The organism is Pseudomonas sp. CM25 (assembly GCF_013179705.1).
Taxonomy (GTDB): Bacteria; Pseudomonadota; Gammaproteobacteria; order Pseudomonadales; family Pseudomonadaceae; genus Aquipseudomonas.
In genome coordinates this window covers 1-12,399 of the sequence record NZ_JABMCW010000160.1, presented here as the reverse complement: position 1 = coordinate 12,399, position 12,399 = coordinate 1, and the positions used below count along the sequence as shown (strand labels likewise).

Below are 12,399 nucleotides of genomic sequence, written 5' to 3'. Positions count from 1 at the left end.
TCCCAGTTCCGGCACCGATATCTCCCAATCCCACCTCAGCTTGCACACCTCTTGCTCACGGCAGCCCGTGTTCACCTTGAACAGGGCCATCGTTTGCAGATGGCCCGGTAACTCGTTGAAGAGGATCGACTGCTCTTCCCATGACATTGGGTAGGGCTTACGGCTCGACTTCTTCTCTTCGAGCTTCCTCAGCATGGGCACACTGTCCAGCCATGGCCGGCGATCATCGTCTCGCCACTTCCTAGCGCAGAGCGTCAAAACCCGGACCGCGCGCTCGATGGCGATGTTGATCGTTCGGTTGCTCACGGCCTTTTCAATGGTCCCATCCGGCAGAACCTTTTCTGTCTGTCGATCCCTGATAAACGGCTCCAGCGCCTGGTCATCGATGTGCGTCAGCGGCAGGTGGCCCAGGTATGGATGAAGCTGCTTCATGCACAAGGCAGTCAGGTGAATGGATGGCTGATCCTTGACCTCAAGGAGGTAGCGCATTGCCGCCTCCTCCCAGGTGTGCACCTGCCGAACGCCGTACACCTTCCGTTGACGCATCTGCTCGAGCTTGTGGATCAAGTACTGCTCTGCTTCTTCCCGGTCACCAGTTCCAGTACTCTCTCGAATTCGCTCCCCTTTGTAGACTTTGTCGATTTGCCAGACACCGCCCTTCTCGTAGAGGCCGGTGATCGTTTTTCGCGCCATGTATCATCTCCTCGGCGCTCGCTGCGGGACCGATTGTTGTCCTGTCCAGTGGCTTTTTCAATCGCCTTGGCCTCGATGTAGGCGTCCGCCCACTCATCAAGCTCCTGGCGGTCAAAGGCCACGCCCTGTTTTCCGATGGGGAATTCCCGCACGTTCGGCCTGACCGTCTTGTTGAACTCATCCCGGCACATGCCGAGATACCCAGGCGCATCGCCGAACCGGATGAACCGCGGCTGGATGCTTGAGGGCTTTGCTGCTGTGGCATTCGCCATGTCTTTCTCCATGCCGCTCAGGCCGTGAAGTGATACCCGACCTGCGCCGCGCGGGCGGCTTCCTCGGTGCGGAACATGAGCTGGGTTTTGCCTGGGCGGCCTTCCGATTCGTACTCGGCCGACACCCACCAGTGGCCGAACTTGCGGTACGGCTCGCCGAGGATCTTCGTGACGTAGCAGTCGATCAGGTTCATGGATGGTCGCCTCCCTCGATGATGGAGTGCTCTACGGTGCGCGACTGTGGATCGGCATCACCCAAGAACACCATGTTCAGCGCGGTTTCCTGCAGGCTACCCACCTCGTCAGTGCCTTCTTCGTCCTCGCTGAGCACGGGCAGCGCCTGATGGCGGATCATTTCGATGGTCAGGCCCTCGGGGATCTCGAACCTGGTGGTGATGGTGGTTTTGACGGTGATCACTGGCATGGATGTCTCCTGGCTCAGTCCCAGCTGAGATTTTCGGGTGTTGGCGGGATGGTTTCGAGCGTGGCCAGGTTCAGCAGGGTGAAATACCCGCCGTCCTGCGGCCGCCAGCCCATGGTGTCGATATGGATGACGTTGCCGAGCGCCGCCGGCTTGTGCAGCGGGGTGTGGCCGACCACCAGCGCCCGTAGGCCGTGCACACCTTCGGTCTCGCCAAGCTCGATTCGGCTGCGCGACCACATGCAGGTGTTCTGCGTCAGCCTGAGCTGCTTGGCGGTTTCGGGGGCCTCAAGCGCGGCCCGCAACTGATCCCAGGACGGGAACGGGCAGTCGGCGTGCACGACCCCGACAAGGCCGCCGGGCGTTTCAACCTCTATGGCTATCGGCAATTCGCGGAACTGGGCGGCGAACTCGCGCTGCTCATCCCAGGCCAGGCCGGCGAACCAGGCGCCGCCGTTGTAGACCCAGTTGTCGACGTCGCAGGTGTCGAATCGGCAGACGTAATCGTCATGGTTGCCGCGCACCGGGTGGAACCATGGCTTGGCCAGCCAGGCGAGCACGTCGCGGCACTCGGGCCCACGGTCTACCAGGTCGCCGACGCTGAACAGCCGATCAACTGCCGGGTCGAATCCGGCGGAGTTCAGCGCAACCTGCAGTCGGGAGAAGTGCCCGTGAATGTCGCCGACCGCAAAATCGCGGCCAGCCGTATTTGCGGCGAAGCGCTTGATGCGCATCACCTCGATATTTTCGAGCATGCAGGATCCTCGCCCGCGCATGTCGGCGGGCTTGAGTCGTTGGGTAAGGGTTAAAGCAGGTTGGCGCCGGCGTCGAGCATGCCGTCGCGGTCTTTGCGAAGATTGTCCCGCTCTGTGGCCAAGCGCTGTATCTCGCGGTGCAGGTATTGGGCGATGGACTCGCCACAGCGCAGGTCGCCAGGAATGGCGCGACCTTTGAGTGCGGCCTCCAGTTCGTTCAGGGTGAAGTGCTCAATCATGGCGCCACCTGCTTGCTGTACCCTGCGTCGATCATCGCCTCGATCACCTGCCGGGAAACTGCCTCTGCGGGGATGTCACCCCGGAAAGACTCAAGCGTTCTTGCTATGGCCGTGTGAGCATTGCGGAGCTTGTGCAGGCGTTCGTCAGCAGCGATTTGCTCTGGCGTTCTGATTGGGCGGAACCGTTCGACTGCCTTGTGTGGCAGTCGCTCTTCAACAAGAGGGCGGCCGTTCTGATACGAGGGCCTGGTAAATACGATGCTCAGCGCAGTCACGGCAGTAATGGTTGCCTCGACCCATCCGAGAATGTTGGCCTTGAACTCGCACACCGTGCCAACCGGCGGCAGGCCCTCACCATCCCAGCGCGCCGGCCGGGGCGTGATGTACTGGATCTGGCCTCGCGTGAAATTGTGGCGGTGATCGCCGATACCGCCGCCGTAGGGATAGGCGCGATCCTCGGAGCCGACCGCGGCGTACTGGTCCATGTTGATCCACACCTCGGTGATGCCGTGATGGGCTACCAGGCCGTGACCGTCTGCCCATTCGGGCGCCTTACTCCAGTCGATCTTGCTCACAGCTGATACCTCTCATCAATCCAGCGCCCAGGCGCCAGTGCGGGTGTAGGTTCGGGTTGTGTTTCGTGCGGGGAGAGCTGGCGCTGGTGATGGGTAACGCAAGGCGTCGCCTGCTCGACCTTGTATTGGTTCATCCATGAGGCGCCGATCAGCGCGCCGATGGCGCCGTATGTCAGGGCCTCAATCAGCCAGCCGATCATGGTTGCACCTCGGCGTTGTAGCGCTTGTAGTCCTCGCCAAACTCCCAGCAGTAAGTCGCCGGCCATGCGCCTGGCGTGCCTTCCTCGACGAACACGTAGCGGTGCGCAAACTCACCCGAACGATCCGGTACCGTCTTGCACCATTTGTGCTGCGGGCCGCCCAAGAACCAGCCTGGGTGTTCCTTTACGGCCGCAGCCATGAACTCTTCAAGGTCGTGGTGACCCTTGCTCATCGCGATGTAGGTGTCGCTGCCGACGCTCTGCACTTCAAGCGGATAGGTTTTGGATGGCATCGCTTTGCACCTTTTCGAAGTGGAAGACGACTTCAGCCCCGGTCTCGGCGATCAAGCCGTAGGCCTTGGCCAGGCGATAGATGGGGTGGTACTGGTTGAGGCTGTTGACGTGCCCGACCAGCCAGCGGCGCCAGTCCTCCAACTGCATGCGAGCCTTGCTCAGGTTGCAGGGGGCACAAGCCGGCATCATGTTGGCTAGGTTGTGGTTTTGCAGTTGCTCGGCCACCCGGTCATCAGGCAGGCGAATCACCGGTTCGAAGTGGTCGGCGTGCCAGCGCTGGCCGAGTTCGTTGCCGCAGTAGGCGCAGCGGCCGCCGTACTTCTGGCGGACCTGCTCGCGCTCGGCTTTCTTCAGGCGCATGGTTGCTCACTCCGATCTGGTTCCTGATGGGCGCCATACTCTGGGAACTCGATCAACGTCGTGCTGCCTTCTTCCTGGTACTCATCGGTCGCGATGTGCAGGCCATGGACCTTGCTCCCGTCGTCATCCAGTACGTAGCCAACCCACAGTCGACCGTCGGTGTACTGGCCAAACTGGCCGCCTTCTTCCTGGTCGGTGTCGCCGCAGTGGAAGTTGATGACTCCGATCACGTCTTTGCTGAGGAGCATGCTTCTCGGCACGAGGGCGTAGCGCTGACGGTCCTTGACCTGCAGCTCCAGCTGCTGGCGCAGGCTGCGGATCTCTTCAACCATTGCCAGCACCACGGCAGGCCGGGCGGCGCGGTAGTGCGCCTCTGCGTGAACGTGCGGCTCACCGATCCCGTAGAACTGGACGCCCAGCGCTTGGCCGTCGTAGTTCAGGTAGTCGGCGGTCAGCTCCACCGAGCCTTCGCCGCCGCAGGTCTGGCATTCGATCCAGGCGTCTTCACTGCTGGCGACCTGGGCGCTGTCAAAGTCCTGCGGTGTGGCAGCTTTGGCCGCTGCTTCGATCGCATCGAGGTCCAACTCAATTTTTTCGGACACGGGGATTCCTTGGCCGCCATATCGCGGCAGTGAATAGAGGGGAGAGGGGTTACAGCTGGGTGGAGTTACGGCTGGCGCTTGAGCAGTTCCTGGGATTTGGCGTAGTTCGGATTATCCGCAAGCATCTTCTCGACGCTGTCGCAGTCGCCGCCGAGGAATGTAATGCGCTCATGGCCGTTCACGATGGCTGTTCGGTAGTCTCCAGTCATCAGCCGAAGCTGCTCGCGCAGGGTGTCGAGCTCAGCGCGCTGGTCACAGACCACTTTCCAGTGCTTGGTGATACCTTCGCGCAGCCGCTCAACCTCGCCAGGGGCGGTGTGGGTGTAGGCCTGCTCGATACTGGCAAAGCTGGCCGGATTTCCGCACAAGTCCACCATGCTCGATGGCGGAACTCCGTCAATCCAGTCGGTGACGACCTCACCAAGCTCATTTAGCCCTCTCCACGCCACCGGCTCGCCCTGGTGCTGCTCTGCAGGCGCAGCGCCGGCCATCGGCCCCAGGCCAACAATCGGCAGCCCAGTCTCTGCCGCATCCCTCTCAGCCTCTTCTTTAGTCCACCAGAAGGCAGTACCAACCATCCAGGCTATTGGCTCGGGGTGGGGACGCTGGGCCATGGCCTGGATGATATTCAGCAGATCATGGCGCTCAAGTTCGTCGCAGTCGCCCAGGCACAGGCGGTCACCAACGTGGCGCGTGCACTGCGCATCGTCCTCGGTCAACTCTTCGGAGCTGCCAACCCAACCACAACGGCGGCATTGGGCGGGGTAGTAACGTCCAACCAGCGGCTCCAGGCCAATGTATGGCGGCACGCTGACCATCTCTGTGTTGCTGGATCGGTTTTCTGTGGGCATGGGGATACCTCGCCAGGATGGCGTGACTGAGTGGGAAAGGGGGGGGAGAATGTCGCGCTACTCGCAGAGGCCGTAGGCTGAAGAGCAGCTGTGCAGGCTGTCGGCGCGAGCTATCAGGTTGACCATATCGAACTGACGCCCGCCGCGTGAGGTGTTGGCCCAGGAGACCATGCGATCAATGCCGTGGGTGGCAGCGCTCACCTTGTCGGTGGGGCTGACGGTCGGGTCGGTCACCGTAGCAAAGAAGGTCGCGGCACCTAGCTTGCTGGCGATGCTTACCAGGCGCTCCCACTCGCGGACCCTGGCGACCTCTTCCGGCCACCTGGAAGCGATCTCGCGCAGCTCATCCTTCGCGCACATGATGCAGGGCATGCAGCCAACACGATTGCAGCCTTGGAGGTACAGCGGATTCGGCTTGATCCCGGCGGCGCGGTGCGCCTCGAATACCGCTTCAACAGGCCACTTGAGGATCGGGCGATAGTTGAAGAGACCACCGCCGACCTCATCGCACTCCGTCAAGTAGCGTCGATTCGGCGACTCATCGGCCCTGACCCCCTGCCACGAAAGTAACAGGTTCTCCCCAGTCATGAGCGGCATGAACACGTCTTCAATGATAGGGTTACGCTTCAGCTCGTCTGTGCAGAATCGTGCCTTGGTGCTGGGGAACCGGCCTTTCCAGAGGCACATATCGAGGAACGGGTTGCCCGTGGGGTGCAGAACCTCCAGCGCGCCAAGCACTACCGCCTCGGGGACTCCCTTCTCACGCCATTTCGTTTCGATGAACTTGCGCTTGCCAGCGATCTGCCTGGTGAAGTCGGCCCTGACCCAACGGATCGGTACGCCCGTGGCTTCGGCCAGGTAGTGCACATAGTCGTATGTGGCTGGGTGCTCATGCCCTGTGTCCGCGAATACGCCGCTGAGATTGGGCACCTCCAGCTCACGCGCTACAAGCAGGGTAGCGGCACTGTCTTTGCCGCCGCTGATGCTGGCGATGTTGTATTCGGCCATCGTGTGGTCCTTGCGTGCAGGCGCCGCCCTCGCCGGGGAGGCGTTATCGTTGAATAGGGGAAGGCGCTGGCGGGCAGCGCCGGAGGGTCAGGCGGCGATCGGGAACTGCTTGGCCAGGGCCTGCTGCACCGTATTGATGATGCGGCAGAGGTAGGCCCAATGTGGGTTTGGCTCCATGGCATCGGCTGGCAGGTTCCACCAGTCGTCACCGAACACGCGGTGCATGAACTCTCGGTGGGCGCCGCCGCACTCATCGAGCGAGCTGGTGTGGCGAACATCCTCCGCCTCATCGAACAGGCTCCTGGCGTCTTCTGCGTCCAGGTCCCGGGCGCGGCGCATTTGGACGATCACCTTCAGCGCTTTGTCGGCCAGGGCCTCGGCGCTGAACCGGCGAGAGCTCAGCGACCGGTCGAAGTAGCCGATGATGTAGGCGTCGTGCAGCTTGCAGAAAAACTGGCCGATGGTTAGGCCATCCCACATGCCGCCCCAGTAGGCGTGCCAGGTCTTGTCATAGCAGCTGACGGTGATCTTGCCTTTGCAGGGCTCGAAGTCTTCGAGGTAGACGCTGATCGGGTCCAGGCCTTCGGCGCCGGTGATCAGTAGCTTGGTGACAGTGGAGGTCTCGACTTGCATTGCGGTACTCCATGCATGCGCCGCCCTCCGTGGCCGGATGCGGCATGGTGGCAATTTGGTTTGGGATGGCGTATCTATGGCAAGCGCAGTTGTGCGCGGTCACTCAAAAAGGAGGCATTGATGAACTTTCAACAGGATCCAGATGAGTTCGTTGGCTACATAGCACAGGTATCCCGCGACTTTGGCCATGCCCGGACTAATTTTCTTGACCGCTTAGAGCATTGGAAAACACTTGCCGAAAAAAAGTATGGAAAGCTGGTGACTATTGACAGGCTTCCAGATGACCGCGGATTCGTAGGCTCAGTGTTGGGTAAGCCGTTTCATATGTTGATTTCGCCATTGGCTGTTAACGGCCGCGGACGTGGAGAGGTGATAGTCACCACCCCAGATGTCAATGGTAAGCAGTCTGAGGTTTCTCGCTTCAACGTTGATCGCGAAGGTGATCTTGCCGACAACTTCGCCATCGAAGGAGGGGACCGTGACGATCTGATGAGCGTGAAGATTTTCATGGGCGTCCTCAGAAAAGTTTTGGAAACGCCTACTCACTGTGGCAGATAGAACCTATTCGGGAGATTTCCCTGCGTCGGAAGTTCTCAAGCTTTCGCGCCACAGCCGGTGATACGGTGATTTCGTGGCGCGGAGGTGTTAGCAGCGGCAGCGCGCCGCCCGGCCCAAGCCCATGCAGGTGATGAATCATCAGCGTCATCGCCTCGCCCTGTTCCTCGATCCCGGCCCACTCCATCAGTTCCAGCAGGGCCTGTTTAGTCCCTGGTCGAACCTTCAAGCGCAGGTCTTCTTCCTGCAGCCGTGAGGCTTTGGCGCGGCGTTTCTCGTCGCGCTCCTTGGGTGACATCGCCATACGGCACCTCCATGATTCCGCTGGGCGGGATGTGTATGTGCAGCTGGCGGCGACGCTGCTGCGTGAGCTTCTGGATGCGTTTCATGGGTGGCACACCTCAATAGGCGTTTTCTTCGTCGAGCCAGACGGCATAACCACCAGTAGACGCTTGTTTCCTCGGTATACGCCCCAAGGCTGACCAGTGGACCTGGCCATGGCCGCCGCGTACTTCACGGCGGGCACAGGCTGAGACATGGTGGCGATCATGCGCCCGCCAGGTAGTGGAGCGGGGCGAACGGGATGTCGTCGTCGAAGTTGTCCGGCGGCGCGGCCTGCTGGCTCTGCTGTCCGTAGTTGTCATTCTGGTTGTAGCTGTGCTGCTGGCGAGGCTGCTGACGCTGTTGCCGCTGCTGTTGAGGCGGTCGCTGCTGTTGCTGCTGGCCGCCGCTCTGGCTGTCCTGTCGGCCGCCCAGCAGCTGCATGGTGCCGTTGATGTCGACGACCACTTCGGTGGTGTAGCGCTTGATGCCGTCCTTCTCCCATTCGCGGGTCTGCAGCTTGCCTTCGATGTAGCATTGCGAACCCTTGCGCAGGTACTCGCCGGCGATCTCGGCAACCTTGCCGAACAGCGAAACACGGTGCCACTCGGTGCGCTCGACCTTCTCGCCGGAGCGCTTGTCCGTCCACTGCTCGCTGGTGGCCAGGCTCAGGTTGGTGACCGCGTTGCCGTTGGGCAGGTAGCGGACCTCGGGGTCCTGGCCGCAGGTGCCGACCAGGATGACTTTGTTTACTCCGCGGGCCATGGTGTCTCCTAGCGCTGCAGTGCTTTGCGAACGAACGGGTCGAGGTCAGGTTGGTTGAGCAGCCAGCGGCGGTAATCGGCCGGCAGGTCGCTGAACTTGGCCCCCCGATGCTTGCCGAAGCCAATTACGGTTGGGATGCGGGCGTCTTCCGATATGCTCCAGAGCTCTTCCCAGTCGGTCACCGGGCGGCCCAGCTCGGTAGCCAGTGCATCGAGGATCTTGACCAGCAGCAGGCGGCAGTTTTTCACGTCGTCCAGCGCGGCGTGGGCGTTGCGCAGGAGGCCTGGCGCTTGCTCGCGGTAGTGCAGGTAGATCATCGCCGATTGTGAGTGACTGTCGGCGTCAGGCCACAGGCGACGGCTCAGCGCCGCGGTGCAGATGCGCTTGATCTCCGGCCGGCCAATGACGCCCCAGTCGTAGTCGACGTTGTGCCCGACCAGGTATTCAATCTCGGCGGGCAACTGGAATTCCGTATGGTCCGGGCAATCCGCCAGCTCCTCGTCGAGGATGTGGCTGGTGGCCAGGGCTCCGAGCTCGATCGGCTTGCCCGGCTTGTAGCGCTGGAGGAACTCGGTAGCCACCGGCAGGCCAGGAATGGCAGCCAGTTGCAGGTAGGCGGCCTCGACCAGTTGAGGGTCGTTCAGGCCGGTGGTTTCGCTGTCGAAGATGCAGGCTTTCATGCCGATTGCTCCTGAGGGGTGAGTTCGTACTTGCGCTGGTCCTTCGCGGCATTCAACTGCGCAAGGAGGTGAGGGGACTGCTCGAGGACGCGATAGGCTGCCGAGAACACGCTCTGCAGTTCCTGCATCGTTTCTGTGATCGGAATCTTCGACAGGGCGTCGTCGAGTGCCGCAGCCTGGAGATCAGCTTGAGACTTGCCATCGTTCAGCCAGGCCAAGAGGCGCCGGCCGGTATCTGGGCTGATCACTTCAGGCTGATCGAAGAGCCGGGTACGGTCCTTGGTGGCCACGGCAACGTTGCCGTCGTGGAGGAGGTCGAGCACTACGGTGAACTCGTAGTCAGATCCGTCACGCTGCTCGGACTTCATGCCAAGCTTGAGGATCTTCTTGCCTTCGCCCTGGACCGTCTCGGTCTTGCTGCGCATCGTGCAGATGATGTGCAGCGGGCTGGTCAGGATGGTGTCGACCAGCTTGCGATGGCGCGGCGTCGTCTCGTTCCAAGCCGACCAGGTGTTGCCCTTGTAGCGCTGCTTGGCGATCGTGTCGTTGATCTCAAGGCAGCCACCGGAACCGACCCACTCGTGGGAGTAGCTGTCGATGATCAGCGTCGAGTAGCCGCCTGCCTCTGCAGCCTTGATGGCCTCGATGTACCGTTCCGGCGAGTACGGCGCGCTCAGCCCCATGACATCGAAGTCGGTCAGGTCGGCGTACAGCGAGGCGCTTTCGTGCTCGGTATCGATTACCGCGATCGCTCCGCCCAGGCCGATGGCCAGTTGCAGCGCGGAATAGGTCTTGCCTGATCCAGATGGGCCGGTAAGTGCTAGCCGTAGCCTTGCCTGCTTACGTTCGGCTTTCTTGAACATTGGGATGCCCTCAGTTCGGTTGGTTGTCCCACTGCCGCTCAATGCGAGCGGCCTCTTCTTCGTACTCTTTGCGCTCTTCGCCTTGGTACCGCTCAGGCGAGAACGATCCGACCGTCATCCAGTCGAGCTGGGCGGCCAGGCGGGGTGTTGTGTTCATGGTTACCTCAGGAGGTGATGCAGCCGGCGTAGGCACTGGCCAGCATCCAGGCGGTGCAAAGGGAGAGGGTGATGAAGCTGCCGCGCCACAACGCTATGCGGCGGGCGCGCTGGTAGTAGGTCATGGCCGCACGCGGATAGCGATGCGCCGACCTTTCATGGTGACGCCAAGGCTGCGCGTTAGGCTGCCAACCGGAGTTTCACGTGGCAGGCCGACAGCCTCGTTGAACGGGATGCCGAAGCTGATTACCGCAAGCGTGCGCTCGATCTGCTCCAGTTGCTCGTCGATTAAGGACTTCACAGGTGCTGTGCTCATGCCACCCTCCCGTGCATCTCCATCCACTGTTCGTGGTCGCGTGCAATGATGCGGTTAAGGCGCTCGGTGTAGCTGCGCTGCTCGGCCAGGTCGATGGCGCCGGTGAGGCCGGCCAGGTCAATGGCCATGACCAGCTCGCCTCGAAGCGTGTCGCTGAAGTTCTCGCAGATGGCCGTAAAGCGAGAGTCGATGATATCGACCACCGCCTGGCGGGTACTCTTGTTCATGCTGTCCTCCGGGCGGCACCTGAGCCGCACATGGCTTCCATCTTGGTGAGCGCTGAGCTGATTACTCGACGGCTCTCTGCCCGCTGATGCTCGTTGCGTTCGCGAATCATCGTGTTCCAGGCCTGGTTGTTCGCCCGGGCCTGTTCCGAGGTCATATGGTCAGCCCACGACGAGTCACCAAAAAGCTGGTACTGGCGGTCGACTTCGCGGGCCTGGGCGCTGTCTGCGTAAAGCTCGTGCTCGCGAGCCATAGTCGCCTCCAGATGGTGGGTTACTCGGTGGGTGGGGAAGGGAGGGGCTGCCAGTGGGTTGGCTCATGCTCGTCGCTGGCATCGCTTTCGACGGCGTCCCACTCGCCGCTGGCGTTGAAGTAGAAGCCGTAGCAGGCTGCCCACATCCAGCCGTCTGTGCTTGATGAGCGCTCGCCGACGATCATGATGTCGTCGGCCATGCGCAGCCATACGGGGGTGTCAAGCTCCGGCAGCCTGTCGCTGCACTTGATCCAGCCGCTCATGCTGCCTCCGGCCAATGGCGGTTGATGCTCTCTTTGGCGTAGGGCGAAAGGCGCTCGAAGCTGTTCACGCCGCCACACCCGGGCATGGTTCCTTCCAGCTCGACGCAGGCCTTGATGTCACAGCGCCGCGAGCAGACCCAGCCGCCGTAATGGCAGCGGTGCACTTCTCCTTTTGGCTCAGGGTGATAGGCCAGGCCGCCTTTCCAAGAAGGTGACCCGCGCAACTTGAGGCCGCAGCCCCGGCACACGGCCTGGGTATCTGTGCAATTGTGCATGTGGTGATCCTCTGGACCGCATTGGCCAGGAGCCAGGCGCGGGTGACCAAACCCACCGTGAAAGGTGGCCTGGCGCCTGCCAATGCAGTCGAAGTGAAGGGAAGGGGATGCAGATGCCGGGCGCTACCCCGGCAGCTGGCTTGGCGTGGACCCATCCAGCGGCGCAATTCGTTTACCCCCAGAGCGAGGGAAGGGACGTCCACAGGTGCTTCGGTAACCGCGCCCGGAGCTGGGCGCTTCTCTGCATCGGTGATGTGACTTGGCGGGGATTCGAACCCCAAAGACTTACGCCAGCTTCGGCAGCGCTACCTGACTGGCCGCACCAGCTTGGTGTGGCGCCCCTGATCCGCCGAGGCAAACTACAAGTCACATCACCGATGCAGCCTGCGATGGGGGGCAGGGCATCGGGCAGTTAACGACAGGCTGTCGGAGCGAAGACCTTGCATTCCGTTTCTAGCGCTGCCGAGGCAGCTACGCGGCTTGCAGCGGGTCACGCTCATTTTCCAGTAGCAGGCCGTGCTCAATGCAGAACTGAATCTCTGCGTCGAATCCGGCACGGTTCAGGACCTGCTGACCATTCGGGTTGTAGATGGCTCGGTGATGACCGGGGCCGGTCTTGCGCGGCGTCCTCACAACTCTATAGCCGTGACGCTCGAAGCAGCCGTTCGGGCTGTTTGGCTGAGGTTGCATAATCAAGCCTCCAGGTAATCGGGCCGTCTTTCCGGCTGTCAGGGAATTAGGCTACCTGTGCCGATAGAACTTTCGCTCCAGACTTCGATACGTTGAGCTGACTGCCATCAGGGTAGGTATAGAGGTCAGATCCA

25 protein-coding genes and 1 pseudogene are annotated in these 12,399 nt (G+C 61.6%); 1 reads left to right on the top strand and 25 read right to left on the bottom strand.

Annotated elements, in window-relative coordinates; all coding sequences use genetic code 11:
* The 14 genes and pseudogenes from HP546_RS17230 to HP546_RS17170 form a co-directional block, all read right to left on the bottom strand.
* Nucleotides 1–642 (bottom strand): annotated as a pseudogene (locus HP546_RS17230) (site-specific integrase); the annotation flags it as partial.
* A complete protein-coding gene (locus tag HP546_RS31860; protein WP_372242443.1) occupies nucleotides 564–965 on the bottom strand; it encodes a hypothetical protein in 402 nt (133 codons plus the stop codon). The gene HP546_RS31860 and the pseudogene HP546_RS17230, both read right to left, overlap by 79 nt.
* A 17-nt stretch (nucleotides 966–982) precedes the next feature.
* The gene (locus HP546_RS17225; protein WP_172227694.1) at nucleotides 983–1,159 is read right to left on the bottom strand and encodes a hypothetical protein; all 177 of its coding nucleotides are present in this window, start codon (nucleotides 1,157–1,159) and stop codon (nucleotides 983–985) included.
* On the bottom strand, nucleotides 1,156–1,389 hold the full coding sequence (locus HP546_RS17220) for a hypothetical protein (RefSeq protein WP_060537410.1): 234 nt from the start codon (nucleotides 1,387–1,389) through the stop codon (nucleotides 1,156–1,158). The genes HP546_RS17225 and HP546_RS17220 overlap by 4 nt, the downstream gene beginning before the upstream one ends.
* Nucleotides 1,390–1,403: 14 nt before the next feature.
* Entirely contained in the window at nucleotides 1,404–2,141 is a 738-nt protein-coding gene (locus HP546_RS17215; RefSeq protein ID WP_060537412.1) for a metallophosphoesterase, read from the bottom strand.
* A gap of 50 nt (nucleotides 2,142–2,191) precedes the next feature.
* Nucleotides 2,192–2,380, bottom strand: coding sequence for a hypothetical protein (locus HP546_RS17210; protein ID WP_060537414.1), 189 nt, complete (start codon nucleotides 2,378–2,380; stop codon nucleotides 2,192–2,194).
* Complete coding sequence (locus HP546_RS17205; RefSeq protein ID WP_172227692.1) at nucleotides 2,377–2,955, bottom strand: hypothetical protein; 579 nt, start codon at nucleotides 2,953–2,955, stop codon at nucleotides 2,377–2,379. Before HP546_RS17205 ends, HP546_RS17210 begins: the two co-directional genes overlap by 4 nt.
* The gene (locus HP546_RS17200; RefSeq protein WP_008099683.1) at nucleotides 2,952–3,155 is read right to left on the bottom strand and encodes a hypothetical protein; all 204 of its coding nucleotides are present in this window, start codon (nucleotides 3,153–3,155) and stop codon (nucleotides 2,952–2,954) included. Before HP546_RS17200 ends, HP546_RS17205 begins: the two co-directional genes overlap by 4 nt.
* The gene (locus HP546_RS17195) at nucleotides 3,152–3,448 is read right to left on the bottom strand and encodes a hypothetical protein (RefSeq protein ID WP_172227690.1); all 297 of its coding nucleotides are present in this window, start codon (nucleotides 3,446–3,448) and stop codon (nucleotides 3,152–3,154) included. The genes HP546_RS17200 and HP546_RS17195 overlap by 4 nt, the downstream gene beginning before the upstream one ends.
* Nucleotides 3,423–3,809 carry an HNH endonuclease gene (locus tag HP546_RS17190; protein ID WP_172227688.1) on the bottom strand — a complete coding sequence of 129 codons (387 nt, stop codon included), beginning with the start codon at nucleotides 3,807–3,809 and terminating at the stop codon, nucleotides 3,423–3,425. The genes HP546_RS17195 and HP546_RS17190 overlap by 26 nt, the downstream gene beginning before the upstream one ends.
* Nucleotides 3,800–4,411 carry a hypothetical protein gene (locus HP546_RS31435; RefSeq protein ID WP_372242442.1) on the bottom strand — a complete coding sequence of 204 codons (612 nt, stop codon included), beginning with the start codon at nucleotides 4,409–4,411 and terminating at the stop codon, nucleotides 3,800–3,802. The genes HP546_RS17190 and HP546_RS31435 overlap by 10 nt, the downstream gene beginning before the upstream one ends.
* A gap of 65 nt (nucleotides 4,412–4,476) precedes the next feature.
* The gene (locus HP546_RS17180) at nucleotides 4,477–5,262 is read right to left on the bottom strand and encodes a hypothetical protein (RefSeq protein ID WP_172227663.1); all 786 of its coding nucleotides are present in this window, start codon (nucleotides 5,260–5,262) and stop codon (nucleotides 4,477–4,479) included.
* A gap of 57 nt (nucleotides 5,263–5,319) precedes the next feature.
* Nucleotides 5,320–6,270 (bottom strand): phosphoadenosine phosphosulfate reductase family protein, encoded by a 951-nt coding sequence (locus tag HP546_RS17175; RefSeq protein WP_172227686.1) that lies wholly within the window; start codon nucleotides 6,268–6,270, stop codon nucleotides 5,320–5,322.
* 87 nt (nucleotides 6,271–6,357) lie between these two features.
* Complete coding sequence (locus HP546_RS17170; RefSeq protein WP_172227684.1) at nucleotides 6,358–6,903, bottom strand: hypothetical protein; 546 nt, start codon at nucleotides 6,901–6,903, stop codon at nucleotides 6,358–6,360.
* 120 nt (nucleotides 6,904–7,023) lie between these two features.
* Here HP546_RS17170 and HP546_RS17165 point away from each other — a divergent pair, with 120 nt between their 5' ends.
* On the top strand, nucleotides 7,024–7,461 hold the full coding sequence (locus HP546_RS17165) for a hypothetical protein (RefSeq protein WP_172227682.1): 438 nt from the start codon (nucleotides 7,024–7,026) through the stop codon (nucleotides 7,459–7,461).
* On the opposite strand, the gene HP546_RS17160 is transcribed toward HP546_RS17165, so the two are convergent.
* From HP546_RS17160 to HP546_RS17110, 11 genes are all read right to left on the bottom strand, one after another.
* On the bottom strand, nucleotides 7,442–7,762 hold the full coding sequence (locus HP546_RS17160) for a hypothetical protein (protein WP_172227680.1): 321 nt from the start codon (nucleotides 7,760–7,762) through the stop codon (nucleotides 7,442–7,444). The genes HP546_RS17165 and HP546_RS17160 overlap by 20 nt on opposite strands.
* Nucleotides 7,763–8,004: 242 nt before the next feature.
* On the bottom strand, nucleotides 8,005–8,544 hold the full coding sequence (locus tag HP546_RS17155; protein ID WP_172227678.1) for a single-stranded DNA-binding protein: 540 nt from the start codon (nucleotides 8,542–8,544) through the stop codon (nucleotides 8,005–8,007).
* Between the two features lie 8 nt (nucleotides 8,545–8,552).
* A complete protein-coding gene (locus HP546_RS17150) occupies nucleotides 8,553–9,224 on the bottom strand; it encodes a 3'-5' exonuclease (RefSeq protein WP_172227676.1) in 672 nt (223 codons plus the stop codon).
* Nucleotides 9,221–10,087, bottom strand: a complete 867-nt coding sequence (locus tag HP546_RS17145; protein WP_172227674.1) for an ATP-binding protein — start codon at nucleotides 10,085–10,087, stop codon at nucleotides 9,221–9,223. The genes HP546_RS17150 and HP546_RS17145 overlap by 4 nt, the downstream gene beginning before the upstream one ends.
* Nucleotides 10,088–10,097: 10 nt before the next feature.
* On the bottom strand, nucleotides 10,098–10,244 hold the full coding sequence (locus tag HP546_RS17140; protein ID WP_172227661.1) for a hypothetical protein: 147 nt from the start codon (nucleotides 10,242–10,244) through the stop codon (nucleotides 10,098–10,100).
* 120 nt (nucleotides 10,245–10,364) lie between these two features.
* Nucleotides 10,365–10,559 (bottom strand): hypothetical protein, encoded by a 195-nt coding sequence (locus HP546_RS17135; protein ID WP_172227672.1) that lies wholly within the window; start codon nucleotides 10,557–10,559, stop codon nucleotides 10,365–10,367.
* Nucleotides 10,556–10,786, bottom strand: coding sequence for a hypothetical protein (locus HP546_RS17130; protein WP_172227670.1), 231 nt, complete (start codon nucleotides 10,784–10,786; stop codon nucleotides 10,556–10,558). Before HP546_RS17130 ends, HP546_RS17135 begins: the two co-directional genes overlap by 4 nt.
* Nucleotides 10,783–11,037, bottom strand: a complete 255-nt coding sequence (locus HP546_RS17125; protein ID WP_098090828.1) for a hypothetical protein — start codon at nucleotides 11,035–11,037, stop codon at nucleotides 10,783–10,785. The genes HP546_RS17130 and HP546_RS17125 overlap by 4 nt, the downstream gene beginning before the upstream one ends.
* A gap of 20 nt (nucleotides 11,038–11,057) precedes the next feature.
* Nucleotides 11,058–11,300 carry a DUF551 domain-containing protein gene (locus HP546_RS17120; RefSeq protein ID WP_028697934.1) on the bottom strand — a complete coding sequence of 81 codons (243 nt, stop codon included), beginning with the start codon at nucleotides 11,298–11,300 and terminating at the stop codon, nucleotides 11,058–11,060.
* A complete protein-coding gene (locus HP546_RS17115) occupies nucleotides 11,297–11,575 on the bottom strand; it encodes a hypothetical protein (RefSeq protein ID WP_172227668.1) in 279 nt (92 codons plus the stop codon). The genes HP546_RS17120 and HP546_RS17115 overlap by 4 nt, the downstream gene beginning before the upstream one ends.
* A 471-nt stretch (nucleotides 11,576–12,046) precedes the next feature.
* The gene (locus tag HP546_RS17110; protein WP_172227666.1) at nucleotides 12,047–12,265 is read right to left on the bottom strand and encodes a hypothetical protein; all 219 of its coding nucleotides are present in this window, start codon (nucleotides 12,263–12,265) and stop codon (nucleotides 12,047–12,049) included.
* Nucleotides 12,266–12,399: the final 134 nt, after the last annotated feature.

Excerpts from the sequence above, each read along its gene's own strand:
- HP546_RS31860 (WP_372242443.1), bottom strand. The coding sequence starts at position 965 with ATGGCGAATGCCACAGCAGCAAAGCCCTCAAGCATCCAGCCGCGGTTC.
- HP546_RS17225 (WP_172227694.1), bottom strand. The coding sequence starts at position 1,159 with ATGAACCTGATCGACTGCTACGTCACGAAGATCCTCGGCGAGCCGTAC.
- HP546_RS17220 (WP_060537410.1), bottom strand. The coding sequence starts at position 1,389 with ATGCCAGTGATCACCGTCAAAACCACCATCACCACCAGGTTCGAGATC.
- HP546_RS17215 (WP_060537412.1), bottom strand. The coding sequence starts at position 2,141 with ATGCTCGAAAATATCGAGGTGATGCGCATCAAGCGCTTCGCCGCAAAT.
- HP546_RS17210 (WP_060537414.1), bottom strand. The coding sequence starts at position 2,380 with ATGATTGAGCACTTCACCCTGAACGAACTGGAGGCCGCACTCAAAGGT.
- HP546_RS17200 (WP_008099683.1), bottom strand. The coding sequence starts at position 3,155 with ATGATCGGCTGGCTGATTGAGGCCCTGACATACGGCGCCATCGGCGCG.
- HP546_RS17195 (WP_172227690.1), bottom strand. The coding sequence starts at position 3,448 with ATGCCATCCAAAACCTATCCGCTTGAAGTGCAGAGCGTCGGCAGCGAC.
- HP546_RS17190 (WP_172227688.1), bottom strand. The coding sequence starts at position 3,809 with ATGCGCCTGAAGAAAGCCGAGCGCGAGCAGGTCCGCCAGAAGTACGGC.
- HP546_RS17180 (WP_172227663.1), bottom strand. The coding sequence starts at position 5,262 with ATGCCCACAGAAAACCGATCCAGCAACACAGAGATGGTCAGCGTGCCG.
- HP546_RS17175 (WP_172227686.1), bottom strand. The coding sequence starts at position 6,270 with ATGGCCGAATACAACATCGCCAGCATCAGCGGCGGCAAAGACAGTGCC.
- HP546_RS17170 (WP_172227684.1), bottom strand. The coding sequence starts at position 6,903 with ATGCAAGTCGAGACCTCCACTGTCACCAAGCTACTGATCACCGGCGCC.
- HP546_RS17165 (WP_172227682.1), top strand. The coding sequence starts at position 7,024 with ATGAACTTTCAACAGGATCCAGATGAGTTCGTTGGCTACATAGCACAG.
- HP546_RS17160 (WP_172227680.1), bottom strand. The coding sequence starts at position 7,762 with ATGGCGATGTCACCCAAGGAGCGCGACGAGAAACGCCGCGCCAAAGCC.
- HP546_RS17155 (WP_172227678.1), bottom strand. The coding sequence starts at position 8,544 with ATGGCCCGCGGAGTAAACAAAGTCATCCTGGTCGGCACCTGCGGCCAG.
- HP546_RS17150 (WP_172227676.1), bottom strand. The coding sequence starts at position 9,224 with ATGAAAGCCTGCATCTTCGACAGCGAAACCACCGGCCTGAACGACCCT.
- HP546_RS17145 (WP_172227674.1), bottom strand. The coding sequence starts at position 10,087 with ATGTTCAAGAAAGCCGAACGTAAGCAGGCAAGGCTACGGCTAGCACTT.
- HP546_RS17140 (WP_172227661.1), bottom strand. The coding sequence starts at position 10,244 with ATGAACACAACACCCCGCCTGGCCGCCCAGCTCGACTGGATGACGGTC.
- HP546_RS17135 (WP_172227672.1), bottom strand. The coding sequence starts at position 10,559 with ATGAGCACAGCACCTGTGAAGTCCTTAATCGACGAGCAACTGGAGCAG.
- HP546_RS17130 (WP_172227670.1), bottom strand. The coding sequence starts at position 10,786 with ATGAACAAGAGTACCCGCCAGGCGGTGGTCGATATCATCGACTCTCGC.
- HP546_RS17125 (WP_098090828.1), bottom strand. The coding sequence starts at position 11,037 with ATGGCTCGCGAGCACGAGCTTTACGCAGACAGCGCCCAGGCCCGCGAA.
- HP546_RS17120 (WP_028697934.1), bottom strand. The coding sequence starts at position 11,300 with ATGAGCGGCTGGATCAAGTGCAGCGACAGGCTGCCGGAGCTTGACACC.
- HP546_RS17115 (WP_172227668.1), bottom strand. The coding sequence starts at position 11,575 with ATGCACAATTGCACAGATACCCAGGCCGTGTGCCGGGGCTGCGGCCTC.
- HP546_RS17110 (WP_172227666.1), bottom strand. The coding sequence starts at position 12,265 with ATGCAACCTCAGCCAAACAGCCCGAACGGCTGCTTCGAGCGTCACGGC.